This is a genomic window from Solibacillus sp. (genome assembly GCF_040273735.1).
Taxonomy (GTDB): Bacteria; Bacillota; Bacilli; order Bacillales_A; family Planococcaceae; genus Solibacillus.
The window spans coordinates 1-25,663 of sequence record NZ_JBELZM010000006.1 but is presented as its reverse complement, the minus strand read 5'-3'; the positions used below and the strand labels follow the sequence as shown (position 1 = coordinate 25,663).

General features: G+C 39.9%; 27 protein-coding genes. 23 read left to right on the top strand and 4 right to left on the bottom strand.

Translation table 11 applies throughout. The features are described 5' to 3' along the window. Positions 1–43 precede the first annotated feature (43 nt). The 19 genes from atpE (at position 44) to ABS917_RS07700 (ending at position 15,472) form a co-directional block, all read left to right on the top strand. Complete coding sequence (gene atpE, locus ABS917_RS07790; RefSeq protein ID WP_008404451.1) at positions 44–268, top strand: F0F1 ATP synthase subunit C; 225 nt, start codon at positions 44–46, stop codon at positions 266–268. Between the two features lie 167 nt (positions 269–435). Then, positions 436–957, top strand: coding sequence for a F0F1 ATP synthase subunit B (gene atpF / locus ABS917_RS07785; protein ID WP_008404450.1), 522 nt, complete (start codon positions 436–438; stop codon positions 955–957). Next, positions 954–1,490 (top strand): F0F1 ATP synthase subunit delta, encoded by a 537-nt coding sequence (locus tag ABS917_RS07780; protein ID WP_008404449.1) that lies wholly within the window; start codon positions 954–956, stop codon positions 1,488–1,490. The genes atpF and ABS917_RS07780 overlap by 4 nt, the downstream gene beginning before the upstream one ends. 29 nt (positions 1,491–1,519) lie before the next feature. Beyond that, positions 1,520–3,028 carry a F0F1 ATP synthase subunit alpha gene (gene atpA / locus ABS917_RS07775; protein ID WP_008404448.1) on the top strand — a complete coding sequence of 503 codons (1,509 nt, stop codon included), beginning with the start codon at positions 1,520–1,522 and terminating at the stop codon, positions 3,026–3,028. A gap of 99 nt (positions 3,029–3,127) precedes the next feature. Further along, positions 3,128–3,985, top strand: coding sequence for an ATP synthase F1 subunit gamma (atpG, locus tag ABS917_RS07770; RefSeq protein WP_008404447.1), 858 nt, complete (start codon positions 3,128–3,130; stop codon positions 3,983–3,985). A 49-nt stretch (positions 3,986–4,034) separates the two neighbouring features. Beyond that, entirely contained in the window at positions 4,035–5,450 is a 1,416-nt protein-coding gene (gene atpD / locus ABS917_RS07765; protein WP_008404446.1) for a F0F1 ATP synthase subunit beta, read from the top strand. Between the two features lie 23 nt (positions 5,451–5,473). Beyond that, entirely contained in the window at positions 5,474–5,881 is a 408-nt protein-coding gene (locus ABS917_RS07760; protein WP_008404445.1) for a F0F1 ATP synthase subunit epsilon, read from the top strand. Positions 5,882–6,006: 125 nt separating this feature from the next. Further along, the gene (locus ABS917_RS07755; protein ID WP_340800072.1) at positions 6,007–6,249 is read left to right on the top strand and encodes a DUF1146 family protein; all 243 of its coding nucleotides are present in this window, start codon (positions 6,007–6,009) and stop codon (positions 6,247–6,249) included. Positions 6,250–6,616: 367 nt separating this feature from the next. Beyond that, complete coding sequence (gene murA, locus ABS917_RS07750) at positions 6,617–7,918, top strand: UDP-N-acetylglucosamine 1-carboxyvinyltransferase (RefSeq protein WP_350478479.1); 1,302 nt, start codon at positions 6,617–6,619, stop codon at positions 7,916–7,918. Between the two features lie 371 nt (positions 7,919–8,289). Beyond that, positions 8,290–9,192, top strand: a complete 903-nt coding sequence (spoIID, locus tag ABS917_RS07745; RefSeq protein WP_350478478.1) for a stage II sporulation protein D — start codon at positions 8,290–8,292, stop codon at positions 9,190–9,192. 49 nt (positions 9,193–9,241) lie between these two features. After that, complete coding sequence (locus tag ABS917_RS07740; protein WP_079524656.1) at positions 9,242–9,895, top strand: M23 family metallopeptidase; 654 nt, start codon at positions 9,242–9,244, stop codon at positions 9,893–9,895. A gap of 280 nt (positions 9,896–10,175) precedes the next feature. After that, the gene (locus ABS917_RS07735; RefSeq protein ID WP_008404436.1) at positions 10,176–10,442 is read left to right on the top strand and encodes a sporulation transcriptional regulator SpoIIID; all 267 of its coding nucleotides are present in this window, start codon (positions 10,176–10,178) and stop codon (positions 10,440–10,442) included. A gap of 191 nt (positions 10,443–10,633) precedes the next feature. Next, entirely contained in the window at positions 10,634–11,626 is a 993-nt protein-coding gene (gene mreB, locus ABS917_RS07730; protein ID WP_350478477.1) for a rod shape-determining protein, read from the top strand. Positions 11,627–11,696: 70 nt separating this feature from the next. Beyond that, positions 11,697–12,539 (top strand): flagellar hook-basal body protein, encoded by an 843-nt coding sequence (locus tag ABS917_RS07725; protein WP_350478476.1) that lies wholly within the window; start codon positions 11,697–11,699, stop codon positions 12,537–12,539. A 62-nt stretch (positions 12,540–12,601) separates the two neighbouring features. After that, the gene (locus ABS917_RS07720; RefSeq protein WP_350478475.1) at positions 12,602–13,441 is read left to right on the top strand and encodes a flagellar hook-basal body protein; all 840 of its coding nucleotides are present in this window, start codon (positions 12,602–12,604) and stop codon (positions 13,439–13,441) included. A 28-nt stretch (positions 13,442–13,469) separates the two neighbouring features. Then, positions 13,470–13,760 (top strand): DNA-directed RNA polymerase subunit beta, encoded by a 291-nt coding sequence (locus ABS917_RS07715; protein WP_350478474.1) that lies wholly within the window; start codon positions 13,470–13,472, stop codon positions 13,758–13,760. A gap of 200 nt (positions 13,761–13,960) precedes the next feature. Next, positions 13,961–14,398, top strand: a complete 438-nt coding sequence (fabZ, locus tag ABS917_RS07710; protein ID WP_350478473.1) for a 3-hydroxyacyl-ACP dehydratase FabZ — start codon at positions 13,961–13,963, stop codon at positions 14,396–14,398. A 193-nt stretch (positions 14,399–14,591) separates the two neighbouring features. Beyond that, complete coding sequence (locus tag ABS917_RS07705; RefSeq protein ID WP_008404424.1) at positions 14,592–14,975, top strand: hypothetical protein; 384 nt, start codon at positions 14,592–14,594, stop codon at positions 14,973–14,975. 104 nt (positions 14,976–15,079) lie between these two features. After that, a complete protein-coding gene (locus ABS917_RS07700; protein WP_350478472.1) occupies positions 15,080–15,472 on the top strand; it encodes a hypothetical protein in 393 nt (130 codons plus the stop codon). Positions 15,473–15,639: 167 nt separating this feature from the next. Here the strand turns inward: ABS917_RS07700 and ABS917_RS07695 are convergent, their stop codons facing one another. Continuing rightward, on the bottom strand, positions 15,640–16,593 hold the full coding sequence (locus ABS917_RS07695) for a nuclease-related domain-containing protein (RefSeq protein ID WP_350478471.1): 954 nt from the start codon (positions 16,591–16,593) through the stop codon (positions 15,640–15,642). Positions 16,594–16,717: 124 nt separating this feature from the next. Then, on the bottom strand, positions 16,718–17,161 hold the full coding sequence (locus ABS917_RS07690) for a YwpF family protein (protein ID WP_350478470.1): 444 nt from the start codon (positions 17,159–17,161) through the stop codon (positions 16,718–16,720). 256 nt (positions 17,162–17,417) lie between these two features. On the opposite strand from ABS917_RS07690, the gene ABS917_RS07685 reads away from it, so the two are divergent. Continuing rightward, positions 17,418–17,828: a single-stranded DNA-binding protein gene (locus tag ABS917_RS07685; protein WP_350478469.1), complete on the top strand. Its 411-nt coding sequence runs from the start codon at positions 17,418–17,420 to the stop codon at positions 17,826–17,828. Between the two features lie 171 nt (positions 17,829–17,999). Here the strand turns inward: ABS917_RS07685 and ABS917_RS07680 are convergent, their stop codons facing one another. Beyond that, positions 18,000–20,777 (bottom strand): DEAD/DEAH box helicase, encoded by a 2,778-nt coding sequence (locus tag ABS917_RS07680; protein ID WP_350478468.1) that lies wholly within the window; start codon positions 20,775–20,777, stop codon positions 18,000–18,002. 29 nt (positions 20,778–20,806) lie between these two features. After that, a complete protein-coding gene (locus tag ABS917_RS07675; RefSeq protein ID WP_350478467.1) occupies positions 20,807–22,381 on the bottom strand; it encodes an SWIM zinc finger family protein in 1,575 nt (524 codons plus the stop codon). A 422-nt stretch (positions 22,382–22,803) separates the two neighbouring features. On the opposite strand from ABS917_RS07675, the gene ABS917_RS07670 reads away from it, so the two are divergent. The 3 genes from ABS917_RS07670 to ABS917_RS07660 all read left to right on the top strand — a co-directional run. Continuing rightward, positions 22,804–23,283 carry an IDEAL domain-containing protein gene (locus tag ABS917_RS07670; RefSeq protein WP_350478466.1) on the top strand — a complete coding sequence of 160 codons (480 nt, stop codon included), beginning with the start codon at positions 22,804–22,806 and terminating at the stop codon, positions 23,281–23,283. 381 nt (positions 23,284–23,664) lie between these two features. Beyond that, positions 23,665–24,933, top strand: a complete 1,269-nt coding sequence (locus ABS917_RS07665) for a nucleotide sugar dehydrogenase (protein WP_350478465.1) — start codon at positions 23,665–23,667, stop codon at positions 24,931–24,933. A gap of 212 nt (positions 24,934–25,145) precedes the next feature. Continuing rightward, positions 25,146–25,663, top strand: a 518-nt coding sequence (locus ABS917_RS07660) for a WecB/TagA/CpsF family glycosyltransferase (RefSeq protein WP_350478464.1), incomplete at its 3' end; no start/stop codon positions are given.

Genomic DNA, 25,663 nt, shown 5'->3' with positions numbered 1-25,663 from the left:
TTGAACCAAAAAAAATTACAACATCCAAGGAGGATATTATCAAATGGTAGGTTCAGTAGGTTTATTAGCAGCAGCAATCGCAATCGGTTTAGCAGCACTAGGTGCAGGTATTGGTAACGGTTTAATCGTTTCAAAAACAGTAGAAGGTATCGCTCGTCAACCAGAAGCACGTGGCGCACTTCAAACTACAATGTTCATCGGGGTAGCGTTAGTAGAAGCATTACCGATCATCGCAGTAGTAATCGCATTCATCGTAATGAACCAATAGTCTTCATTAAGATTATTAAATCCAGTGGCGAAGTAGACTTCTTTTGAAACCCTTCGCCATTAGTTTTGTGTATAAAAGATATACCCTATTTATGTAATATTAAATACGAACAAAAAGTATGACAAAATATAGATTTAATTCAAGCTCTTGAAGGGAGTGAAACAATCGTGTTTTTAGACTATCTTGCACTAGGTGCAGGCGCAACTGGACTCAACTTAGGTGATGCAATTGCGACGTTAGTGATTTTCTTAGGTTTAATGGCACTTCTTAAAAAGTTCGCTTGGGGTCCTTTAATGGGTATCATGCGCGAGCGTGAAGAGCTGGTTGCAAGCGGAATCGATGCAGCTGAAAAAGCTAAAAAAGAAACACAAGCACTATTAGAAGAACAAAAGAGCCTTCTTAAGGAAGCTCGCACTGAAGCGCAATCAATTATTGAGAACGCTAAAAAGCAAGGCGAAGCAACTCGCGAAGAAATCGTGGTAACTGCACGCGCTGAAGCGAACCGTCTAAAAGAATCTGCTGTTCGTGATATCGAAGCAGAAAGAGAAAAAGCAATCGCTGCTGTACGTGAAGAAGTAGTTTCATTATCAGTACTTGCTGCGTCTAAAGTTCTTGGGAAAGAAATTTCTGAAGCAGACAATAGCGCATTAATTAAAGAAACGATTGCGAAGGCAGGCGAAGCGAAATGAGTCAATCGACTGTAGCAAATCGCTATGCTCAAGCAATTTACGAATTAGCATTAAGCAACAACCTTCTTGCTGAAGTAGGTGCAGATTTACGTGAGATCAAAACAGTATTGGCTACGAACGAAGAGTTTATGGCTTTACTTACTGCTCCGAAAATTTCTACTGATCGTAAGAAAGAGCTTATCGCTCAAATTCTAACGGGTGCACAGCCAATCGTTGTGAATATGGTTCAATTCTTAATCGAAAAGAAACGTTTAAACGAATTAACTGCTGTTGCAGACCAGTATCAAGCATTGTCAGCTGCCGCTCAAGGCACTGCAGATGCAAAAGTTTACTCAACGCGTGAGTTAACTGATGGCGAACGTGCAGAAATTTCTGCTGCTTTCGGCAAGTTAGTCGGCAAAGGGCAACTTAACATTACAAACATTATCGATGCGTCATTAATTGGTGGCGTACGCGTTCAAATCGGCAACTATATTTTCGACAGCACTGTAGCGTCTAAGCTAGAGGACTTAAAACGAACATTAGTTGGCTAAATCTTAAGAAATGTGAGAGGTGAACATACATGGGCATCAAAGCTGAAGAAATCAGCAGTCTGATTAAACAGCAGATTGAAGGTTATCAATCGGAATTAAAAGTAAGCGAAGTAGGTACAGTTATCACTGTTGGTGACGGTATCGCTCGTGCTCATGGCCTCGACAACGCCATGGCTGGAGAGCTTTTAGAGTTCTCAAACGGTGTTATGGGTATGGCACAAAACCTAGAAGAAGGTAACGTTGGTATCGTAATTTTAGGAGACTACCTAGGCATCAAAGAAGGCGATGAGGTTCGTCGTACAGGTCGTATTATGGAAGTACCAGTTGGTGAAGCACTAATTGGCCGTGTTGTAAACCCACTTGGTATGCCAGTGGATGGATTAGGTCCAATCAACACAACAAAATCTCGTCCAATCGAAAGTCCAGCTTTCGGTGTAATGGCACGTAAATCAGTACATGAGCCATTACAAACAGGTATCAAAGCGATTGACGCTTTAGTACCAATCGGTCGTGGTCAACGTGAGTTAATCATCGGTGACCGTCAAGTTGGTAAAACATCTGTAGCGATCGATACAATCTTAAACCAACAAGGCGAAGATATGATCTGTATCTACGTTGCAATTGGTCAAAAAGAATCAACTGTACGTAACGTAGTTGAAACTTTCCGTAAGCACGGTGCATTAGATTACACAATCGTTGTAACTGCATCTGCATCACAACCAGCTCCATTACTATACCTTGCTCCTTTCGCAGGTGTATCTATGGCAGAAGAATTCATGTTAGATGGTAAGCACGTATTAATCGTGTATGATGACTTAACTAAACAAGCATCAGCATACCGTGAACTTTCACTTCTTCTACGCCGTCCTCCAGGTCGTGAAGCTTACCCTGGTGACGTATTCTACTTACACAGCCGTCTACTTGAGCGTGCTGCGAAGTTAAACGAAACATACAAAAACGGTTCGATTACAGCGCTTCCATTCGTAGAAACGCAAGCGGGCGATATCTCTGCATATATCCCAACAAACGTAATCTCAATCACAGATGGTCAAATCTTCTTACAATCTGACTTATTCAACTCTGGTGTACGTCCTGCGATCAACGCTGGTTTATCAGTATCACGTGTAGGTGGTTCTGCACAAATCAAAGCGATGAAAAAAGTAGCGGGTACATTACGTCTTGACTTAGCAGCATTCCGTGAGTTAGAGTCATTCGCTCAGTTCGGTTCTGACTTAGACGCAATCACACTTGCTAAATTAGAGCGTGGTAAACGTACTGTTGAAGTTTTAAAACAAGACTTAAACAAACCACTTAAAGTTGAAAAACAAGTTGCGATCCTTTATGCATTAACTAAAGGTCACTTAGATGATATTCCAGTACAAGACATCGTTCGTTTCGAAAACGAATTCTTAAGCTGGTTAGATACAAACCACACAAATGTTTTAGATCATGTTCGTACAACTAAAGAACTTGCTCCAGACGCAGAGTATGTTGAAGCTATTAATGCGTTCAAAAAGACTTTCGCTAAATCTGAGTAAGAATTGAACGGTTTTTCACGCACATTACTGTAGCGTGGAAAACTGGACAACTCTTTTTTAATAAGAGCTTGATAAAAATCTAAAGGTGGTGAAATACCAGTGGTAAACTTACGCGAAATTAAAGGTCGTATTAACTCTACAAAGTCAACGAAACAAATTACGAAAGCGATGCAGATGGTTTCTTCTTCAAAGTTACGTCGTGCAGAACAAAACGCTAAGTCTTACGTTCCATACATGGAAAAAATCCAGGACGTAGTAGGCGCAATCGCAACAGGTACAAAAGACAGCGGACATCCAATGTTAACTTCTCGTCCTGTTAAGAAAACTGCTTACTTAGTCATCGGTTCTGACCGTGGTCTGGCAGGTGCTTACAACTCAAGCATCTTACGTCAAGTTCAAAGCACTATTGATAAACGTCACAAGTCTAAAGATGAGTACGTTGTTTTAGTAGTAGGTCGTGTTGTTCGTGATTACTTTGTAAAGCGTGGACACAATGTTATCGCAGATGTCGTGGCTCTACCGGACCAACCGTCATTTGCTGATATTAAAGAAATCGCTCGTAATGCTGTTGGTATGTTCATTGATGGTACGTATGATGAACTTTATATGTACTACAATCACTTCGTATCTGCAATTCAAAACGAAGTGACTATGAAAAAAGTTCTTCCTCTAACTGACATTGCACCTTCAACAAGCAATGCTTCTTATGAATTTGAGCCATCAGGCGAAGCCATTTTAGAAGTATTACTTCCACAATATGCGGAAAGCTTAATTTACGGCGCGATTTTAGACGGAAAAGCGAGTGAACATTCAGCGCGTATGACAGCAATGAAAAACGCTACAGACAATGCAAACGATCTTATTGCAGACCTTTCTCTACAATATAACCGTGCACGTCAAGCGGCGATTACACAAGAAATTACAGAAATCGTTGGTGGAGCTGCTGCCTTAGAATAGGGCGCGCTCACCAATGTCGTATAAGAATACGATAGGAGGGTACAAAGTAATGAACAAAGGACACGTTCTTCAAGTAATGGGTCCAGTAGTAGACGTAAAGTTTGCTAATGGTCAATTACCAGCAATTTATAACGCATTAACAGTTACAATTGAACGTCCTAACGAAGCTCCAACTACTCTTGCATTAGAAGTAGCGCTTCACTTAGGTGACGATTCTGTTCGTACGATTGCCATGTCATCTACTGACGGTTTACAACGTGGAGCAGAAGTAACAAACTCAGGAGCACCAATCTCAGTACCAGTTGGTGAAGCTACATTAGGTCGCGTATTTAACGTACTTGGTGAGGTTATCGACTTAGGTGAAGAAATTCCTGCTGAAGTTCGTCGTGATTCAATTCACCGCGAAGCTCCAACATTCGATGAATTATCAACTACTGTAGAAATCCTAGAAACAGGTATCAAAGTAGTAGACTTATTAGCACCATACATCAAAGGTGGTAAAATCGGTCTATTCGGTGGTGCCGGCGTAGGTAAAACAGTATTAATCCAAGAATTAATCAACAACATCGCACAAGAGCACGCAGGTATTTCTGTATTCGCAGGTGTAGGTGAGCGTACTCGTGAGGGTAACGACTTATTCTTCGAAATGACAGATTCAGGCGTAATCAAACAAACAGCGATGGTATTCGGTCAAATGAATGAGCCACCAGGAGCACGTATGCGTGTAGCTTTAACTGGTTTAACAATGGCTGAGTTCTTCCGTGATGAACAAGGTGCAGACGTACTTTTATTCATCGACAACATTTTCCGTTTCACACAAGCAGGTTCTGAGGTTTCTGCCCTATTAGGTCGTATGCCTTCAGCGGTAGGTTACCAACCAACACTTGCTACAGAAATGGGTAAATTACAAGAGCGTATCACATCTACTACAAAAGGTTCTGTAACTTCGATCCAAGCGATTTACGTACCAGCCGATGACTATACTGACCCGGCTCCGGCTACAACTTTCGCCCACTTAGATGCTACAACTAACCTTGAGCGTAAATTATCTGAAATGGGTATCTATCCAGCGGTAGACCCACTAGCTTCAACTTCTCGTGCATTATCACCAGAAATCGTTGGTCCAGAACATTACGCAATAGCTACTGGTGTTCAACGTACAATCCAACGTTACCGTGAACTACAAGATATCATTGCTATCTTAGGTATGGATGAGCTAGGTGACGAAGATAAGAAAACAGTTGAACGTGCTCGTCGTATCCAGTTCTTCTTATCTCAAAACTTCCACGTAGCAGAGCAATTCACTGGTCAAAAAGGTTCTTATGTACCTGTAAAAGAAACTGTTCGTTCATTCAAGGAAATCCTTGATGGCAAATGGGATCACTTACCAGAAGATGCTTTCCGTCTAGTTGGTTCTATTGACGAAGTAGTGGCGAAAGCTAAAGAAATGGGCGTACAAGTCTAATTAGCTGACGAGGAGGAAAAAATATGAAGACAGTTACAGTCAATATTGTCACTCCCGACGGCTCAGTATACGATTCAGAAGTAACGATGGTAATCGCTAAAACGACTTCAGGTGAAATTGGTGTCTTAGCTGGCCATATTCCTATGGTTGCTCCACTAACAATTGGTTCTGTGAAGCTTAAAAAAGCAGACGGCACTACAGATGTCGCAGCGGTTAGCGGTGGTTTCATTGAAGTTCGCCCTGAAAAAATCTCGATTTTAGCTCCTTCTGCAGAAGTTGCTTCTTCGATCGATATTGCCCGTGCTAAAGAAGCTTTAGCTCGTGCTGAAGGTCGCCTTCAAAAGAAACAAGATGACATCGATTTCACACGCGCTGAATTATCTTTAAAACGTGCGATGAATCGTATCAATGTTCATGAGGGTAATATCTAATGTATACAAGCGGGCAGATTCTTTCTGCCTGCTTTTTTTATGGACATGAAAAATTTTAGAAGTTAAACAGTTTGGAGCACAGGTCGCCATCATTTGGGATAAAGTGTTTAAAAGGAGCGGGTAAAATGGATTTATATGTAGAGGCTGGCCAACAAGCAATCGTTAATGTGTTAGCATATATTATATTTATAGGAATTGCCCTTTATGCATTACAAGGACTAAGAATAGAACAATTATTTAAAAAGGGAAAGACTTTTCAAATTCAGCTCTTTTATATTTTGTCGAGTATTGTTATTGGTTCAATTGTGGCGGATTTCTTTTTAAACTTTTTAAACTGGTCGCAGACAATTCCCTATATTTTTAATTAGTACAGGAAATATCTTTAGTTTTATTTCTTGTAAAGGGGAATAAACGTTTGTTTTCCGCTACAAGAAATAAAAATTTCCTAGGAAATATTGAGGTTTGCAAAGTTATATTATTTGGGTAGTTACTTTTAGGAAGGTACTTTTTTGTGAAAATTTGTCTATTCACACTAAATAGTTGCGCTGCGTATTATAATTTAATAGCCTTTTCAAACAAATTAGATTAAAATAGTAATTTGGGTGCTTGAATTACAGCCCTAATAAATGTAGTATATTTTTGTGTGTAAATTGAGTCAAATGAAGTTTAAAATAATTTAAGTTTAATTGAACTTATTCCTTTATTATATGAGAATTGAATTCGGAGGGACGAATTGTGGAGAGAATTATTGTTACTGGGGGTCAGACGCTAAAAGGCACAGTACGCGTTGAAGGCGCAAAAAATGCTGTTTTACCGATTTTAGCTGCTTCTCTATTAGCTTCTAAAGATAAAAATATGATTAAAGATGTACCAAACTTAGCAGATGTCGGTACGATTGGTGAAGTGTTAAAAAGTTTAAATGCGATTGTCGAATATGATGTCGAGAAAAATGAAATGATGATTGATGCCTCTATGAAGCTATCAAGTGAAGCGCAATTTGAGTTTGTAAGTAAAATGCGTGCATCCATTTTAGTAATGGGTTCACTATTGGCACGTAATGGCTATGCACGTGTAGCATTACCAGGCGGCTGTGCAATTGGATCTCGTCCAATCGAACTTCATTTAAAAGGCTTCGAAGCTATGGGTGCCGAGATTTCCTTTGGACATGGTTATGTCGAAGCAAAATTAAAAGGTGAACTAAAAGGCGCAGAAATCTATTTAGACTTCCCAAGTGTTGGGGCTACTGAAAACATTATGACAGCAGCATCTTTAGCAAAAGGGACGACTATTATCGAAAATGCAGCGAAAGAGCCTGAAATAGTAGATTTGGCAAACTTTATTAACGCAATGGGTGGCCGTGTCATTGGTGCCGGTACTGATACGATTCGTATCGAAGGCGTTAAGGAATTAAAAGGTTGCGAACATTATATTATTCCAGACCGTATTGAAGCCGGTACATTTATGGTAGCGGCAGCAATTACTCGCGGAGATGTATTAATTGAAAACGCTGTACCAGAGCATATGACAGCACTAACTGCAAAAATGCGTGAAATGGGCGTAGAAGTTATCGAAGAAGATGAAGGTATCCGTGTGCGCGCAAATGACCCATTAAAAGCAGTTGATATTAAAACGATGCCACACCCAGGTTTCCCAACAGATATGCAATCACAAATGATGGCATTAATGCTAACGGCAAACGGAACTAGTATCATCACTGAAACAGTTTTCGAAAATCGTTTCATGCATGTTGAAGAATTCCGTCGCATGAATGCAGACGCAAAGATCGAAGGGCGTTCTGTATTTATTGAAGGCGGCAAAAAACTTCAAGGTGCTGAAGTGTCAGCGACAGATTTACGTGCAGCAGCAGCACTAATTTTAACTGGCCTAGTATCTGAAGGTGTAACACGTGTTACAAAGTTACACCATTTAGACCGTGGCTATGTGGATTTCCACAAAAAACTAGCTTCATTAGGTGCAAAGATCGAGCGCATCGATTTAGAAGAAGAAGTGTTACAAGAAATCGTTGTAACTGTTTAATAGCTAGATTCATATAAACGTATCAAGCATTCAGGAAGCGAAGATTGGGCTTACTTGGATGCTTTTTTACGTTTTAGAGGGGGAGTGAAACAGGAAATTTTGGGAGTTAGAAAGTTTTAGTGAGAAAGCAGAGCTGTTCACGGAGAAAGTAGAACCTGCCGCTACTAAAGTAGAAAGTTCCGGCAGTAATAGAGAACAACTCACGTCAAAAGAAGACCCCGCCGCTATTAAAGTAGAATAAACCTACTTAAACGTAGAGGACTTGCAGCTCTCTTACCCTAGAATCCCGCCCCAAATCCGATTCCACGAAAACTAGAAATTCTCTCTCCGAAATGAACTCATATTCTTCTTGCACGCTCATATACTGTCTCATGAAAAAAATTATCATTTATTTTATCATTGGCGTCCTATTGTTTTTAGTCCCGTTCACTTTAAAGTCTAAGAAACAAACCTCCATTACTGAGCCAACGGAATCTACTTCTTGTCCTTTATTTATTAAAGTGAATAATACTGACGTTCCAATTGAAGACTATTTAGTTGGAGTAATTGCAGGGGAAATGCCGGCTAGTTTTCATGTGGAAGCATTAAAAGCCCAAGCGATCGCCTCCCGAACTTATGTATTAAAGCAGACGGATTATGGGAAAAAGCCGATTCTCACAACGACAGCACATCAAGTTTACAATGATCAGGAATTGCGAGAAGAAAAATGGAAAACTACTTTTGCGGAAAATGAAGAAAAAATAACTGAAGCCGTCAAACAAACCGCCTACCAAATTCTTACTTATAATGATGAACTGATTACAGCCATGTTTCATGCATCATCCTATCAATATACCGAGTCCGCGGAAAACTATAGCGGAAACCCGATTCCCTACTTAACAGCAACCACTTCGCCTGAACAATTAAATCAAGAACAGACAACGTATACATTTGATGAAATAAATAAAAAACTCAAACAGAATTTCTCAAGGGCTCAGCTTCAAAATGCAAAGCTGCAGCGAAATGACACGAACCGCATCGAGCAAATTACCATCCATAAAAAAACATGGTCGGGCAGAGAACTGCGCACACTTTTAAACTTACGCTCCACAAATTTCACATGGGAACCGACAGCGACCGGTATAACGATTAAAACTTATGGATACGGGCATGGGGTAGGGATGAGCCAGTATGGGGCAAACGCGATGGCACAGGGGGGAATAACGGCGGAAAATATCCTTTCCCATTACTATCCATCGACAACATTAAAATCGATAAATTATTGTAAAAAATAATGTTTAACTTTCCAATTTCTTGTACACACTTCCATTTGAGGTGATGAATATGAGAGAAGTTAAACAAAAGCCTTCTCAGAAACCAGTTATGCAAAGACGGTGGTTTTGGCCGGCTGTATACGGTGGTATGGCAGTAATGATTGTTGCAGTTATTTTTAGTTTTAATGCATTGTATGAAAGTCAGAACGAGCAGGAACTGATGGAAGAAGTTTCTGCGCCATCCGATCAATCGATTGTTCCAACGACAGCGACTGTTACGGAAACTTTGAAGTATCCATTCAAAGAAGAATACTTAAATGAAGTCACGGTTTTGCAAGATTTTTATGACGTCTCAAAAGATGAAGCAACACGCGAAAACTCATTGCTTGTATTTAATCAAGTGTTCACAACATCTACAGGGGTATCTATCGCAATTAACAGCGAGCCTTTTGAAGTTGTTGCTGCAATGAGCGGTGAAGTGACAGAAGTAAAAATGGATGCATTTACAGGCAACAGCATTACACTTACACATCCAAATGGTATGCAAACACGCTATAACTCCGTAGCAGATATTCTTGTAAAACAAGGCGATCAAGTTTCACAAGGCGATCAGCTTGCTACTTCACAAGAAAATGAATGGAATCCAAACATTGGCGTTCATTTACACTTTGAAGTAATGGAAGATGGTGTACTGGTTGATCCGAACAAATATTTATCCTTTTGATTACTTAGCAAAATGGATGAATTCGGATATATTTTTAGTAAGTTAACAACGAATCCTTCAATCTACTCCGAATAATTAAGAGCCTACTCACATAAGGTGAAATATTAAGAAGCAAGGCTCTAATCTTCATCCAACAGTTGTCTGCGACACCTGATGGATGAAGATAAGCCTCTGGCGGATGTCACAGATTTTTAAAGGGAGCTTTTTGAGTGAACTCAAAAAAATCTGGACGCAATTACGCCGAGGCGTAATTGATATTTGAAGTAGAGAGGGAGAGGACGTGCACGAACATATTCGGCAACGCTGCGTTCGTTTGGGTGAACTGTTGGTAGAGACAGGTGAAACCGTACGTGCACTCGCGAAAATGACGGGATTCTCTAAAAGTACTGTACACAAAGATTTGACAGAGCGGCTAAAACAAGTGAATGAACCACTTGCGCTACAAGTACAACAAGTTTTAACCTATAACAAATCGATTCGCCATTTACGCGGTGGTGAAGCAACACGTAAAAAGTGGATAACAAAGCAACAAGAAAAAAGCATTTAGTCTGTTTTTATAACAACTAAATGCTTTTTTTAGTGATTATTACTTTAGATTTTTACCATTTTAAACCATTATAAAGGAAAATCCTTCCCACAATATTGATGTAATTCAACACTGTATATGATAAAATAACTAAGATAGACATATATAGAATCGTATACATGTTCAAATGGGCGGAAGGAGAATAATGAAACATGTTTTCTAAAGATATTGGGATTGATTTAGGTACTGCAAACGTGCTGATTCATTTAAAAGGCAAAGGGATTGTTTTGAATGAGCCATCTGTAGTAGCAATCGATAAAAAAACAAATAAAGTACTGGCAGTCGGTGAAGAGGCACGTCAGATGGTAGGACGTACACCGGGGAATATTATCGCAATTCGTCCATTGAAGGATGGCGTAATTGCAGATTTTGATGTAACAGAAGCGATGTTAAAACATTTTATCAATAAATTGGATGTTAAAGGTTTCTTATCGAAGCCACGCATTTTAATTTGCTGTCCGACAAATATTACATCGGTAGAGCAAAAAGCAATTCGTGAAGCTGCTGAAAAATCAGGCGGCAAAAAAGTTTATCTGGAAGAAGAGCCAAAAGTTGCAGCAATCGGTGCAGGTATGGATATTTTCCAGCCAAGCGGTAATATGGTCGTTGATATCGGTGGAGGTACAACAGACGTAGCAGTATTATCAATGGGCGATATCGTAACGAGCGAATCGATTAAAGTAGCTGGAGATGTATTCGATAATGATATATTGCAATACATAAAGAAAGAATACAAGCTGTTGATCGGCGAACGTACAGCAGAAAATATCAAAACAACAATCGGTACAGTGTTCCCTGGCGGACGCGATGATACTATGGATATCCGTGGTCGTGATATGGTTACGGGCTTACCGCGAACAATCGACATCAATTCAGAAGAGATTGAGCACGCATTGCGTGAATCGGTCGCTATGATTGTACAGGCAGCAAAGGACGTACTAGAAAAAACGCCCCCTGAACTATCGGCCGATATCATTGATCGAGGCGTTATATTAACAGGCGGCGGTGCGTTACTACATGGCATCGATCAGCTGTTAATCGAAGAGCTGAAAGTCCCTGTATTTGTTGCAGAAAACCCAATGGACTGTGTAGCAGTCGGGACTGGGATTATGCTGGATAATATTGATCGCGCGGTAAATAAATAAATTATATTACTTATAATTATCATTTTTTTGCCGATAAATGATAAATACGGCATAATTAGAGGTGAATTGAGTGTTTAAAGGTTTTTATACAGTTGCTACAGGAATGGTTGCACAACAACGTAAAACTGAAATTTTAACGAATAATATGGCCAATGCCAATACACCTGGTTTTAAATCAGATCAAACGACAATTCGTTCTTTTCCGGATATGTTGATGTCAGCAGTGAATTCGACAACAATTCCGACTGAAAACGGATTTACAGTAAAGAATCTTAATCCGGTTGGTGCGGTAAATGCGGGTGTTTATTTACAGGAAACAATGCCAAATCAAGCACAAGGTCAGATTTATTCAACCGGTTTAAATACAGATATCGCACTGATCAATAGTTCGTTGCCTACTGACGAAGCATCTGGAAATTCAGGACAAATCTTTTTCCGGTTAGAAAATGAATCCGGAACAGAGAGCTATACACGTAACGGGAATTTCACGTTGGACGGGCAGGGGAACTTAGTAAATCCTCAAGGACTATTCGTACTGGATGCGAATGGGGAACGACTGCAATTTGATAACGATAATATTCGCATCAGTTCGGACGGGGGGATTTTTGACGAAAATGGTGGACAGATCGGAACATTAGGTGTCGCATTTTCTGAAAACCCGGACGTACTTGTAAAGCGTGATAATGGGTTATTTAATACATTGGATGGTGTCGATCTACCATCTGCCTATGGACAGGCAAATGTACAGTTTTCAATGCAGCAGCAATATTTAGAAGGCTCCAATGTCGATGCTTCTAAAGCAATGACAGATCTTTTGACTGCATACCGCGCATTTGAAGCAAACCAAAAAGTGCTGCAGGCCTATGATAAGAGCATGGAAAAAGCAGTTAATGAAATTGGACGAGTTAATTAATAAGGAATAGCGATTATTTTCATTAGCTGTCGAATTTTCGTATAATTAAGGAGGTGCGGGAAATGTTACGTACAATGGTGAGTGCGACTAATACATTATCTCAACTACAGCATCAGTTAGACACAATCAGTACAAATATCGCAAACAGCAATACTACAGGCTATAAAGCACAGCAGGCAAATTTTACGGAAATGCTGTATCAGCAATTTAATAATGATGAATTAGACCGCACTGTCCGTGATACACCTGTAGGCATTCGTTATGGTGTCGGTGCACAGATCGGGTTAATCCAATCGAATCAAACGCAGGGCTCACTGCAAGTAACAAACCGCGATTTAGATTTTGCCTTAACAACGAAGAACCAATATTTTAACGTTTTGATGCAAAATGCGGAAGGCGACGTGCGAACTGCATATACTCGTAATGGTAGCTTTTATGTAACACAGACTGAACCTGGCATTCTCTCACTTGTAAATAGTGATGGATACCAAGTAGCAGATGCAAATGGACAGCCAATTACATTCCCGGATAATGTAACAGGCTTTACGATGGATTCAGACGGTTCGTTAGTGGCAAGCTATGAAAATGGCACACCGCTAAAATTCCAGCTTGGGATTTCTGAACTGCAAAAACCAAATGTAATGGAAAAACTGCAAGGCGGGACATACATTGGTTTACCGGAAAATCTGGATGCACTTGGCTTCACACAAGCGCAGGTACTGACAGATTTGCAAGGTGCCAATCGTCAAGTCGGCATACAAAAAGGTGCACTTGAAATGTCGAATGTTGACGTATCAAAAGAGATGACAAATTTAATTCAAGCACAGCGTTCATATCAATTTAATACACGTGCGATTACAATTGCAGACCAAATGCTTGGGTTAATTAACGGTATTCGCTAAACGTGCGACATTGTTAAGGAGAAGTTTTATGACGAATGAGTTAGAGACACAGACAGAGCAAAAAGAGCCTGCAGCCAAAAAGGCGAGACGCCGCGTAAAGAACGTTTCGGAGCCGCAAACGGATCAGCCTGTTGGTAAGGTTCGGCTTCGACTGCTTCCAATCTGGCTACGGATAATAATCGTAATTCTATTATTTTTAGTAGCAGTAATTGTAGGACTGGTTGTGGGCTACAGTGTTTTAGGGGACGGCGCAGCATCGGATGTTTTAAAGTTGGAAACATGGCAGCATCTTCTCGATATTATAAATGGTAAAGAGTAGAGGGATTGTCGGGAAAGCCATTTCCGAGCAATCCCTTTACAGCAAATATGCAAAAATTTAGTTTACTAATTTTTATTGGAGCAAAAAGCCGGCTGAAATTCCAGGTTCTTTCTCCAATATTTGCATCGCTTTACCAGAACATACATAAAAATAAACAATTATCTACATAATATTATAGAGGAAACAAGGGGGATTTTTTAATGTTAAACGCAGAGGAAATTCAAAATATTTTACCACATCGCTATCCATTTTTATTAGTTGATCGCATTCTTGAAATCGAAGAAGGAAAGCGCGCACTTGGATTGAAAAATGTATCGATCAACGAAGAATTTTTTAATGGACATTTCCCTGGCTATCCAGTAATGCCGGGTGTCCTAATTGTCGAGGCACTTGCGCAAGTAGGTGGTGTGGCATTATTAAAAGCACCTGAATATAAAGGGCGTCTAGTATTTTTGACAGGGATTGATAGTTGCCGTTTCAAGCGTCAAGTCGTACCGGGCGATCAGTTGAAGCTTGAAGTGGAATTTTTGAAGTTGCGAGGGCAAATGGGGAAAGGCCGCGGTACTGCGACAGTAGATGGCGAGCTAGTTTGTGAGTGCGAGATTTTATTTGCCATTGGACCGGAACAGCCAAAATAAGGCGATTTGCAATTGGAACTCAAAGATTATAAAATATAAAGGTTGAAGAAAATCTTTAACTTCTTTAAGCAGAAGTCTCCCAATGAGATAAGATAAGTGTGGGACGATTGCCAGTGTTCACCTTTTATGGGTTTTCGTTTGCCTGTAAACAATGAGCGAAGTTTGGCTTTAAACGTAGGAGGTTTTAAAATAGATGTATAAACAACTGTCTTCAGGCGTAAAAATTAGTATTACACGATCAATATCGACGTCGTTTGAAGCTTATTTAGCAAGCATTGGTTGGGATGAAGAAAAATTTTCGATGGAAGACTATATGGCAAGCTGGCAAACGTATTTTAAAGAAAATGCCGCTTGGATTGATAAAATACCGGCAGACATTTTACTGAGCCCTGAATTTCACGAAGAAATTGCTAAGAAAATGGATGAAGTCATTGCTAAAATTTTAAGTGAAGAGCCAACAGAAAAGCAAAAGCAGGAAATTGCGGAATTACAGAAACAATTAGGTACAAATTACAAATTCGACTGTAAAGCAGAAGCCGCTTATGTTGAACAGCTCTTAAAAGATAAATTAAAATAACCGCACTTTTTTGTAGGATAGATCCTTCTTTTCCCGGGCACTATATGTACGATCACACGAAGTGATCGACTCATGATTGCATATGGGAAAGGAGGGAATTTTTTATGCGAAAATCAGCACTACTTGTAGCACTTTCGCTAGGTTCACTGTTATTTCTCTCAGCGTGTAATACAAATGACAACGCTGGAGATGACAATCTAGGAAACGATGTCGAAAACGGTGTTAACGATGTAATGGATGACACACGTGACGCTATTGATGACACGGTAGATACGGTTGATCCAGACACAGATGGACGTAGCGGTCAAAACGACATGAACGGACAAACAAATGAGAGCACGATTGACAACAATCACAACTCAAATGTCCCGAATGGTTCAAGCGGACCAAATGGTGATAATGGCGCAACTGCACCAGGAGCTCCATCCGTAAACCAAGAAGATATCATCGAAGACCGTGCAGATCGAAAAGACAAAGACGAAGTGGATAACCACTAGTCTTAAGAAGGAATCAGTGTTCACTTAGGTGGTGGGCACTGGTTTTTTTGTGGTACTGGATGAGTTATTCCTCACTTTAATCAGATTAATCCTCACTTAGGCATTTTTAATCCTCAAAACGGGGTAGATAATCCTCACTTAGCATGGGATAATCCTCAATTACATATTTATAATGTTTTCTTTTTTGACCAAAATAAAATGTTCTCCGGAATAATGTAATATGTTCCTCTTTTAGAGCCACACTTTTCGAAACCTAATCTTGATAAAATACTCGAACAGGTTTTAATATTCACCATTCCAAAAAAATCACGAAATTCCCTGTTAGAAATTTTATCACCGAATAAGATTCGGTAATGATAAAGCGTTTCAAAGATGGCATCACGACTTTTAGCCTGACAAACATTGCATACAAATGCCCCGTAATAATAGGACATCGTATTTTTATAATCACACTGTCTACAAAGAACGCCTCTCCTTAATCTATTCATACTGATGGAACGACGAGGAGGGAGGACTTGATGAAGTTGATTCAATTTGGCAACGATCATCCTCATATTTGCGTTGGTTTTTGCAGTATTTCGATATAGGCTTTCAATAAAATTCGGAACGCCGCTAATATGAAAAATAGGAAATTTCTCCAATGACTCATCTAGAATAGCTTGTTGATTTGCGATGACGACGGCAAAACACATAGGGATAGTGATCTGCCATTTTCGCAAACATTGTTCCAAAAATAGCTGATGCCTGTAAACTTGATCAAGGGGGTTTCGGAAGTTTTCGCGTTTTTCATTGTGGATGCGGTAAAATTCATGCTGCGCGGGTTTATAAAATAAAGTACCTGACAGCAGTTTCACTTCAAAAATCACTATAAATAATGGCGTCACTAAGATAGCGTCCATTTGATGGGAAAATCCGTTTTCATTTATGCATTCAAAATTGTAGAAGATATGACGGTCTGTTTTGAAGTAATAATCGGATAGAGTCTGCTTCAATCTGTTCTCGCCAGCAAATCCCGCCTCCAACCGATGAAACTCTTGCTGGATTACACTTGCTTCCATATCATCAGGCAAAATCCTTTTAGCTAATACTTCTATATAATGATGATGCTTCGATTTCTGCATAAACGTCACCTCCACTTTGAATATACGACGCACGCGGAATCTTGACAAATGCTCTCAAAAGGGTGGTTTTACATAGAATGCTGAAATAAATTACCCATTTCAAATTAAATTACATACAAAAAAACTACTTTCCGCCCTCTTCATTATTTTTCTGTAATGAAGGGCGATTGCGCATCCCTTGATCAAATGCCTCTAGTAGCTCATCATTTCTCAATCCATCTTCAAGCAGCTGTGCCAATAATAACTCGGCATATTTTTTACGCTGAGCTTTTAAACGGCCTTTTAAAAGTACCGAAATTTTATCTCCTACTTTTGTAATCGAATGTACGACCACGGCAAATGGGGCAGGCTCATTGTCCGGTAGTGAGATGATGGCACGCGCATCCAGCACTTCACCGGATGTAACAAAGTTTTGGAAAAAATCGTAATATGTATCTGCTGTAAACAATTCTAAAATCCACATCTTATGGCTATTTTCCTGATTAATAATAATGCCGTCCGTTAAAGGAATTTCTTTTATTTCATCGTTTAATAATAAATCAAAAGCAAGCATTTTAAAGGTTTTCACTTCTAAATCCCTCCTCATTTTTCTTATGTAAAAGTATAACATACAAAAAATGTGAAACTGCCAATTTCAGCAATTTGTAATATTATCTACAAGTCCATTTACATCAGCATTCTCATTAAAAAGAATGAAATACCATATAGGTGAAAAAGTATTTTTGAACCAATATTTTAGCCGGAAAATTCAAATTCCTGCTTTGCCAAAAAAGGCAGCGTTCGGCTATGCTTTAGTTAATTTCCGAAAGAAAGGAGGTCAATGGATGAATCATGTTGGACTTGTAGGACGAACTACTAAAGATTTGGAGCTCAGGCACTTGTCTGAAGGAAGGGTTCGGGCATACTTTAGCATTGCTGCTAACCGCTCTTTCAAAAATAGTGAAGGGAAGGTTGAAGCTGACTTTGTGCAATGTGTCGCATGGGGGAGGAACGCTGAGTTGATGGCAAAATATTGTGGGAAAGGCTCGCTCGTCGGCATTAAAGGACGTTTGCAGTCAAGGACATATGTGAATCGTGAAAACCAGAAAGTATACACGATGGAAGTCCAAACAGAGGAAGTGCAGTTTTATGCCTTAAAAGCCCCCGGTGAAGCAGGAAAGCTCCAGACAATGCCCCCAATTGCCGAAGATTTCGTGCTTCCGGAACAAGAAATCAAACTTGTCCACCAACCGTAAACTTTTCCCTCTCGATAAAACATAAATTCCCAGGAGGTGAAATGCCAAATCTGCTGTTTGACCGCGCAGTAGTAATCATTCTTTCTCACAATCCTATAACAACTGAATAAAGTAGTGAAGTAAGCATAAAAAAGAGTCTACTTCATGGCGTAAAAGTAGACTCTTTCTAATTTATTTTATATTGCCTGTATCAAGAACGAGTAAATCCATCAGTTCCGAATCATCAAGTTCAGTCAACCATTTACTTGATTGAATTAATTCTTCGGATAGTGCGGATTTCATTGCAATCATTTTATCGATTTTTTCTTCAATCGTCCCAATTGTCACAAACTTATGCACTTGCACAAATTGTGTTTGTCCGATACGGTATGCCCGGTCTGTCGCCTGATTTTCGACTGCCGGATTCCACCAGCGATCGGCATGGAGCACATGTGTAGCAGCTGTTAAGTTAAGACCTGTTCCGCCAGCTTTAAGCGACAGTAAAAATACAGGAAATTCGCCTGCCTGGAATTGATCGACTAAATTGTCACGCTGATTTTTTGGCATACTTCCAGTTAAAAACGGAACATCAACATTATAAAGTTCTGTTAAACAATGCTGAATTAAATTACCCATTCCTATATACTGAGTGAAAATTAAGCATTGTTCGCCATTATCGATAATTTCCTTTGTCATTTCGATAATACGCTTTAGCTTTACAGAACGTGAAACCATTGTATTGGCATCTTCAAAAGGTTCTTTTAAAAACAGGGCAGGGTGGTTGCACAGCTGTTTTAATTTGTTAAGCATTTTTAAAATACGACCTTTTTTTTCGAAGCCAGTGAGCTCTTCAATTGTCGCTAAAGTATCCTGAATATAACCTTCATAATGTGCTGCCTGCTCAGGTGTAAGTGCACAAAATTCAAGGGATTCCTGTTTGTCAGGCAAATTCAGCTGAAGCTCTGGATCACGTTTTGAACGGCGCAGTAAAAACGGACGGATTTTCATACGTAAAACACGTTTATGAGATTCCGATTCTTCACGTTCAATTGGTGTAATAAAGTTTTCAGTAAATCTTGTAAAACTTCCTAAATAGCCTTTATGAATAAAATCAAAAATGGCCCACAGCTCGGAAAGACGGTTTTCAACAGGTGTTCCTGTTAACGCAATATGATGTTCGCCTTTTAATTTCCGGATTGCACGTGATTGCAATGTTTGCATATTTTTTATATTCTGGGCCTCATCTAAAGCGACGGTTGCCCAGTCGATAAGCTGTAAGTCATCAGCATCCTGAGTGACCGTACCATATGTCGAAAGGATAACATGCGGACGCTGTGTTGAGATATAGCTCGTCAAGTCATCGCTTTTTAGACGACGCGGTCCGTAATGTGTATAAACCTCCAGATCAGGAGCAAAACGAGATAGCTCCTTTTGCCAGTTGCCGACAACCGATGTCGGGCATACAATTAATGTCGGTTTATCGATTTGCAGAACTGAAACGGTATGGAGCATATACGTAATAAGCTGAACGGTTTTACCTAGTCCCATATCATCTGCCAGACAAGCACCGAATTTCTGGTCACGCATGAAAACAAGCCATTCAAAGCCTTCCTGCTGGTATGGACGCAACTCGGCATGAAGCTTGGCCGGTACCGCTACTTTCGGCAGACCTTTTTTATTTTGCAGCTGTTCTATATACGTCTGCAGGGATTGCTGCATCTCAAATGCAAACAACGGATCATCGCGCTCGGCATCGTCTTCCATATCATCTTCTATAGGTGCTGTTAACGTTTCAGGCAGTTCACGGAATAGTAAATCGCGCACTGTCCAATTTTCTTCTTTTGCCTGTTCCATCAGTTCTCGCATTTCATTGAGCCATTCTGCATCAATACGGAACCATTCCGTGCCGATACGGACAAATTCACGTTTTTCATCAACGAGTTTCTGGAAGGCTTCTGCGGAAATTTCCTCGCCATTCATCGAGAACTGCCATTTGAATGTCAAAATATCATCCAATCCTGCTACACTGCGGGCCGACTGATTATTTGCACTGACACGTACACGCATTTTTGATTGGCGGAGTTCTTTAAGCCAAGCTGGTAAAATTACATCAAAGCCTAAAGCCTGTAACTTAGTAAGTTCGAGCCGTAAAAATTCACGTACTTCCTGATCATTGAATTGTGTATGAATAAACTGAGCACTTTCAGCATTTAATTGAATTAAATCAACTATTTGATTTTGCAGCTCTTCAATGTCATTAGCAATCGCACTCCATTTTTTCGGCAGTGCATCCAATATCGGCAGTTTCAGTTTTGATGAAGCAGGTGTCCAATGTTTTGCGGCATTCGGACTAATAAGCACCGTTTCCAAGAGCCAGTTTTCTTCATTTTCTTCTGGTTCGCTTAAACGCAGTGCCACCTTTACACCATCAAATACATGGGAAGTTTGCATCGGCCAGCCGCCATTTTGGAAAAATGGTATCAGTGCAAGTGTATCATCTTTAGAAAGTCCGGCATCCATCAGTTTTTGTTCAACTGCATGCTGTAATAAGATATTGGCAAATGAAAAGCCTTCTTCTGTTACAGTTACCTGCTGCCAAAGCTTTGGGTCATTCCAAAGCGGTAATGTCGTTTGGATTGTTTGAAAGTGATTCACGGTTCCGTCATCGTATGCAGCGAAATCCAAAAACGGATGACGATTTGCAGGTGACAGAACATCCAGCAAATGAGATGCCGATATGATTAGATCCCGCTCTTCCAATGAAGTATGCAGCCCGTAGAAACTTTGCTCGAATTTGAAAAAGAGTGACGGAATCCAATTGGCTGTCGGTAAAATTAAATCATTTTTATTGTACGCAGTAGCGCGGAAGTAACCGGGACGCAGCTCTGAAAGCTTTATGCGAATGACTTGTAGAAAAGGTAGCTTCGTATTAAATAAATATTGCATTGTATCGTTGCGCGGTAAACGCAATGTCACCTCCTATTAGCAAAATACATAATCTAGATGAGTAAATTGCTTTTATTTATCTCTTCTTGCAGTGCACGCAAACGTTTGTACTGCTGCTGCACGGCTTCAATATATGCTGTAAAATAGTCGAGTTTTCCGGCTTTTTTGGAAGCCGATTTCATGGCCCGCCAAATACGGACTGCCTGCTTATAATTTTGCCGCGATTTCTGCTGAATTTCTTCCATCGCATAAAAATGGTAAAGAGGGAGTGCAGTTTCAGGTGCCAGTGCAACAATATCCTTTAAACCGCATTGATCTAAATAAGGAATCGATGAAGGGTATAGCTGATGCAATGCAACCCACTCATCCAAACGATTGTGACGCAATAAATAGTTTGAAAACGACTCAATACCGTAACGGCCGAAAGAAGAGTAAAGTGCGAGTTCCTCACTATCGCTCAGTTGAATTTGACCGTAAAGATGATCGAGCTTACGTGTAAATTTCTGGCGACGTATCGGCAATAAGTTATCCTGCACAAACGTTTGTAAAAAAGGAAGTGCCTTTTTTAAAATAACCGTCGCCTCATCAACAAAGTTTTTCTGTAATGCATATTGGGCGATGTCGATAAACCCTTCCACATTATTTTCACTCATTGTCTCGACTGATTGTTCCAGTTGTGAAGGGGAATTTAATAAAATATAGAAAATGGATTTTACTACATTTAATTCAATATCTGTGTTGGTATCATCGCTTTGTTCCAAAAGTGCCAGTTCATTTTTTAAGCGCTTTTGTTCATTAAACAGCTTTGTCCAAAACTGCAAATATAAAGATAGTCGGAATGCTGTTGCTCCTTTTTCGATGAAAAGAATCTCGTGGACATTTTTCTGAATCGCATCGAAAAATGGTTCGGTTGCAAACAGCCGTGTTGTTTTACTTAATGTATCAATAGATCGCTGAATGCGGCTTAGCGTATTTTCCAAAAAGAATTGAACATAATGATGACTCAAATCTGATTTCGTTTTGACAGCATGTAACAGAAAATGTTTCGAAACGGCGATATCCATAAACAAGTTAAACAGCTCCTGCCATTCCTGCTCATAAGGGCGGTGGCGCTGGAGCTTAGTACGAATATTTTCTATTAAGCCTGATAACGTATACGGTTCCAACGGCTGCGGACCTTTAATTGCATAATTAAGAACTTCGTCAGCCATAAGCTGCCAGTTTTCCGGACTTCGCTCTGATGCTAATGACTGAAGCGGAACGAATTTTTTAGAACGCCAAATAGAAAGCCATTGCTGCAGTGAAATGAAATACTGTGCCAGCTTTAAAATAACGGCAAGTTGATGTCGGCACAGCTCCTTTTTAGGGCAGCTGCAGCTAATCTGCTGTTCCGGAAAATTAATCGTCACTTCCGCTGTACTGACATCCTGGATTTGGCATACCAGTATTTGGCTGAATCTTGAATAGTGCGGTGGCTTGATTGCCTGGTTACGGACAGAGAACATGGCGCGTGTTACCAATTCTACATCTTCATTTGCTGAAGGGAGAAGCTGTTCTTCAAAGGATTGTAATGTATGTTGAATAAAGTCTTTATGTGCATGGGCAATCTCGGAAAAAGATAAACTCAAAACGGGTTTCCCCTCCCTAATAATTATTGCATTGGAAATTTTAACTCCCTTAAAAATGGAGGAAGAAAAAAAGTCGTTCCTTCCATTATAATACGAATCCACACAAATCGGTAATGTGAAGAAACATTGAATAAATTTTTTAAGCGAATTGAACTTTTTAGAAGGTTTGAAATGTTGAAAGTATGGGGAAACTATAAGCAACAGAGAAATTGATTGAGTTTCAAGCACACTTAACTTCTAAAAGAAGTTAAGCCCCGGGCGGATGTCATGGATTCGGTAAGGGAATTCTTTGCGCAGCACAAAGCCGAATCCAGACACAATTACGCCAAGGCGTAATTGATAATATACATCCATATGATAAATGAAATTAGGTCTTATGACTCGGATAAATGCCAACAAAAATAAGTGAAGGAGGAATTCCCATGATTCAAGTACAATTTATGAAGCCTTTTTATACAAAAATGACAGGCACGAAATTACGCTTAGTCTTTGCTTATCAATACTTTTCCATTACAAAAGATGAAGAAGTTTTTCATTTCATCCCGATTGAAGGGAAAGAGATGATCATTGACTTAAACTCACTGCAAGTAGAAAACCTTTCGGAAGTTTTTGTATTCCAGCGCGGCAATCGCTTCGTACGTCTTCCGCTGTATCAGCTTTTACTCGTATCAAATGTCCATGAGTATTTAATGCCGATTATTGACAATGTTTCAAGTAACGTAACACCGTTAAAAAATGAAGCATTACCGGAATTCGATGAGGAAGTGGAAGGGATTGTACGGGGGTTGGAAGAAAGCAACTTATCCCGTTTAATCGACGAAGCGCTCGAATCACGTGACGAAGCATTATTCCACAATTTAATTGCGGAAAAGGAACGATTAACTGGAGGCTATGCATCGTGATTGCCCATTTAGACTAAACCCTGTTAGCTAATATTAGCTAATGGGGTTTTTGTATATATTGCCCATTATTCTTTTTCAATTAGTATAACAATCCCTTTCAAAGGCAAAATAATAGGAAAGCTTCAATTAAACAGCTTGAATAATAAAAACTATTTCACACGGCGAGCAGAAAGTTGTATACTGTAATGCAGGACTAATTTTCAAGCATTTACAGGCAACCATTTGAACAGCCATTCCGTCCTATAAATGAACGGAATTTTGAAACTGTATTAAATGAAGTTATTATTTATAGGTAACGAATGCAGGCAAAATGCGTGGAACAAATTATACAATAATCAAACAATGAGATATAGCTTTTTTGAAAGTGAAGGAGAAACGATCATGACAAAATCAATCTGTGTCGTTGGCTTAGGATACATCGGTTTACCAACGGCGGTAATGTTCGCAAATCACGGCGTAAAGGTACATGGTGTTGATGTGAACCCGGCAGCTGTGAAAAGTATTCAGGATAAACAATTACATATTGAGGAGAACGGCTTACAGGAGCGCCTGAACAAAGCGGTGGATGAGGGCTTTTTAACGGCATCAACGACACCAGTCGCTTCAGATGTGTATATTGTCGCGGTACCGTCACCGATTAATCCGGACAATACAGCGAATTTAGAATATGTTCGTAAAGCAACAGCTTCAATCGTACCTTTCGTGAAAAAAGGCGATTTAGTTATTTTAGAATCAACAGTACCACCAAAAACGGTGGAAAATGTAATGCTGCCTGAATTAGTGAAATCTGGTCTGGAGATCGGGACAGAGCTATTTGTAGCCCATTCTCCAGAGCGTGTAATACCAGGTCGTATTTTTGAAGAACTTGTAAACAATGACCGTATTGTCGGCGGGATTTCACAAAAATCAGCAGAGCTTACAAAAGAACTGTACGAAATATTTGTTCAAGGCACAATTCATTTAACAGATGCGACGACTGCTGAATTAGTAAAAGTAATGGAAAACACGTACCGTGACGTAAACATTGCATTTGCGAACGAATTAGCAAAAATGGCTGAGAAATTAGATGTGAACATTTGGGAAGCGATTAAATTTGCGAACTATCACCCACGTGTAAACGTCCATTTCCCGGGACCTGGCGTAGGCGGTCACTGTATAGCGGTCGATCCTTGGTTCTTGGTTGAGCTAGGCGGGGAACAAGCCCAAATCATTCATTTATCACGTAATACGAACGATTCAATGCCAAGCTTTACAGCACAAAAAACACAGGCGATTTTAAACAAAAACGGTATTGCAGGGGCAACTGTTGCTGCATTAGGTTTAGCGTTCAAAGGAAATGTGGATGATATGCGCGAAAGCCCATCGACAATCGTAATCGATGAGTTGGAGAAACTAGGCTTAACTGTCGTTTCACATGACCCGCACATTAAGCAAAACAAACATAAAACACAAACACAAAGCATGCAGGAAGCGTTAGAGCAAGCTGATATTTTAGTGTTCCTGACAGATCACAAAGAATTCAAAGAGCTGGATCCGTCAACATTGAACGCGAAAAGCAAAATCGTATTCGATACGAAAAACTGCCTAAACCGCGAAGCATGGGAAAAAGCAGGCTTCCAGTTCCACTTACTTGGAGATGCGAAGAACTAATATTGTAAACTTGGCAGTGCGTCTAACACGTACTGCCTACTGTTTTTTATCTTCATTCAGCAGGCGTTCAAAACGCCTGCTGAATGAAGATAAGCCCCAGGCGGATGTCACAGATTTTTTAAAGGGAATTTTTGAGTAAACTCAAAAAAATCTGGACGCAATTACGCCAAGGCGTAATTGATTGATGGAATATAAAGAAGGGAAGACTATATATGAAAGAAACCGTACTCGGCATTCAAGTAAATACCGAAAGCTATGATGAACTGCTTCCAAAAGTATTTGATCAAATCGAGAAACAGCAAAAATCGTTAATTGTAGCTATTAACCCGGAAAAAATTATTAAGGCAAAGGAAGACCCCGCATTAAAGACACTCCTTAATAACGCGGAGTTTCAAATTCCGGATGGCATTGGCGTTATTTTGGCGTCGAAAATCCAGAAGGGTCAAATTACATCACGTGTAACAGGTGTTGATATGATGCTACGTTTATGTGAAGAAGCAGCCCAACGTAAAAAGCCGATTTTCCTTTATGGAGGGAAACCGGGAATTGCAGATCAGGCCGCTAAGAAGTTACAAGAACTTTATCCATCTATCCAGATTGCCGGTACTCAGGACGGTTATGAAAAGGATAATCAAAAAGTAGTGGATAAAATTAATGAAGCAAAGCCGGATTTATTGTTTGTTGCAATGGGTTCTCCAAAGCAGGAAAACTGGATTAATGCAAATCGAGA

Coding starts and splice junctions, on each gene's coding strand:
- atpE (WP_008404451.1), top strand. CDS start 44: ATGGTAGGTTCAGTAGGTTTATTAGCAGCAGCAATCGCAATCGGTTTA.
- ABS917_RS07780 (WP_008404449.1), top strand. CDS start 954: ATGAGTCAATCGACTGTAGCAAATCGCTATGCTCAAGCAATTTACGAA.
- atpA (WP_008404448.1), top strand. CDS start 1,520: ATGGGCATCAAAGCTGAAGAAATCAGCAGTCTGATTAAACAGCAGATT.
- atpD (WP_008404446.1), top strand. CDS start 4,035: ATGAACAAAGGACACGTTCTTCAAGTAATGGGTCCAGTAGTAGACGTA.
- ABS917_RS07760 (WP_008404445.1), top strand. CDS start 5,474: ATGAAGACAGTTACAGTCAATATTGTCACTCCCGACGGCTCAGTATAC.
- ABS917_RS07755 (WP_340800072.1), top strand. CDS start 6,007: ATGGATTTATATGTAGAGGCTGGCCAACAAGCAATCGTTAATGTGTTA.
- spoIID (WP_350478478.1), top strand. CDS start 8,290: ATGAAAAAAATTATCATTTATTTTATCATTGGCGTCCTATTGTTTTTA.
- ABS917_RS07740 (WP_079524656.1), top strand. CDS start 9,242: ATGAGAGAAGTTAAACAAAAGCCTTCTCAGAAACCAGTTATGCAAAGA.
- mreB (WP_350478477.1), top strand. CDS start 10,634: ATGTTTTCTAAAGATATTGGGATTGATTTAGGTACTGCAAACGTGCTG.
- ABS917_RS07720 (WP_350478475.1), top strand. CDS start 12,602: ATGTTACGTACAATGGTGAGTGCGACTAATACATTATCTCAACTACAG.
- ABS917_RS07715 (WP_350478474.1), top strand. CDS start 13,470: ATGACGAATGAGTTAGAGACACAGACAGAGCAAAAAGAGCCTGCAGCC.
- fabZ (WP_350478473.1), top strand. CDS start 13,961: ATGTTAAACGCAGAGGAAATTCAAAATATTTTACCACATCGCTATCCA.
- ABS917_RS07705 (WP_008404424.1), top strand. CDS start 14,592: ATGTATAAACAACTGTCTTCAGGCGTAAAAATTAGTATTACACGATCA.
- ABS917_RS07700 (WP_350478472.1), top strand. CDS start 15,080: ATGCGAAAATCAGCACTACTTGTAGCACTTTCGCTAGGTTCACTGTTA.
- ABS917_RS07695 (WP_350478471.1), bottom strand. CDS start 16,593: ATGCAGAAATCGAAGCATCATCATTATATAGAAGTATTAGCTAAAAGG.
- ABS917_RS07685 (WP_350478469.1), top strand. CDS start 17,418: ATGAATCATGTTGGACTTGTAGGACGAACTACTAAAGATTTGGAGCTC.
- ABS917_RS07670 (WP_350478466.1), top strand. CDS start 22,804: ATGATTCAAGTACAATTTATGAAGCCTTTTTATACAAAAATGACAGGC.
- ABS917_RS07665 (WP_350478465.1), top strand. CDS start 23,665: ATGACAAAATCAATCTGTGTCGTTGGCTTAGGATACATCGGTTTACCA.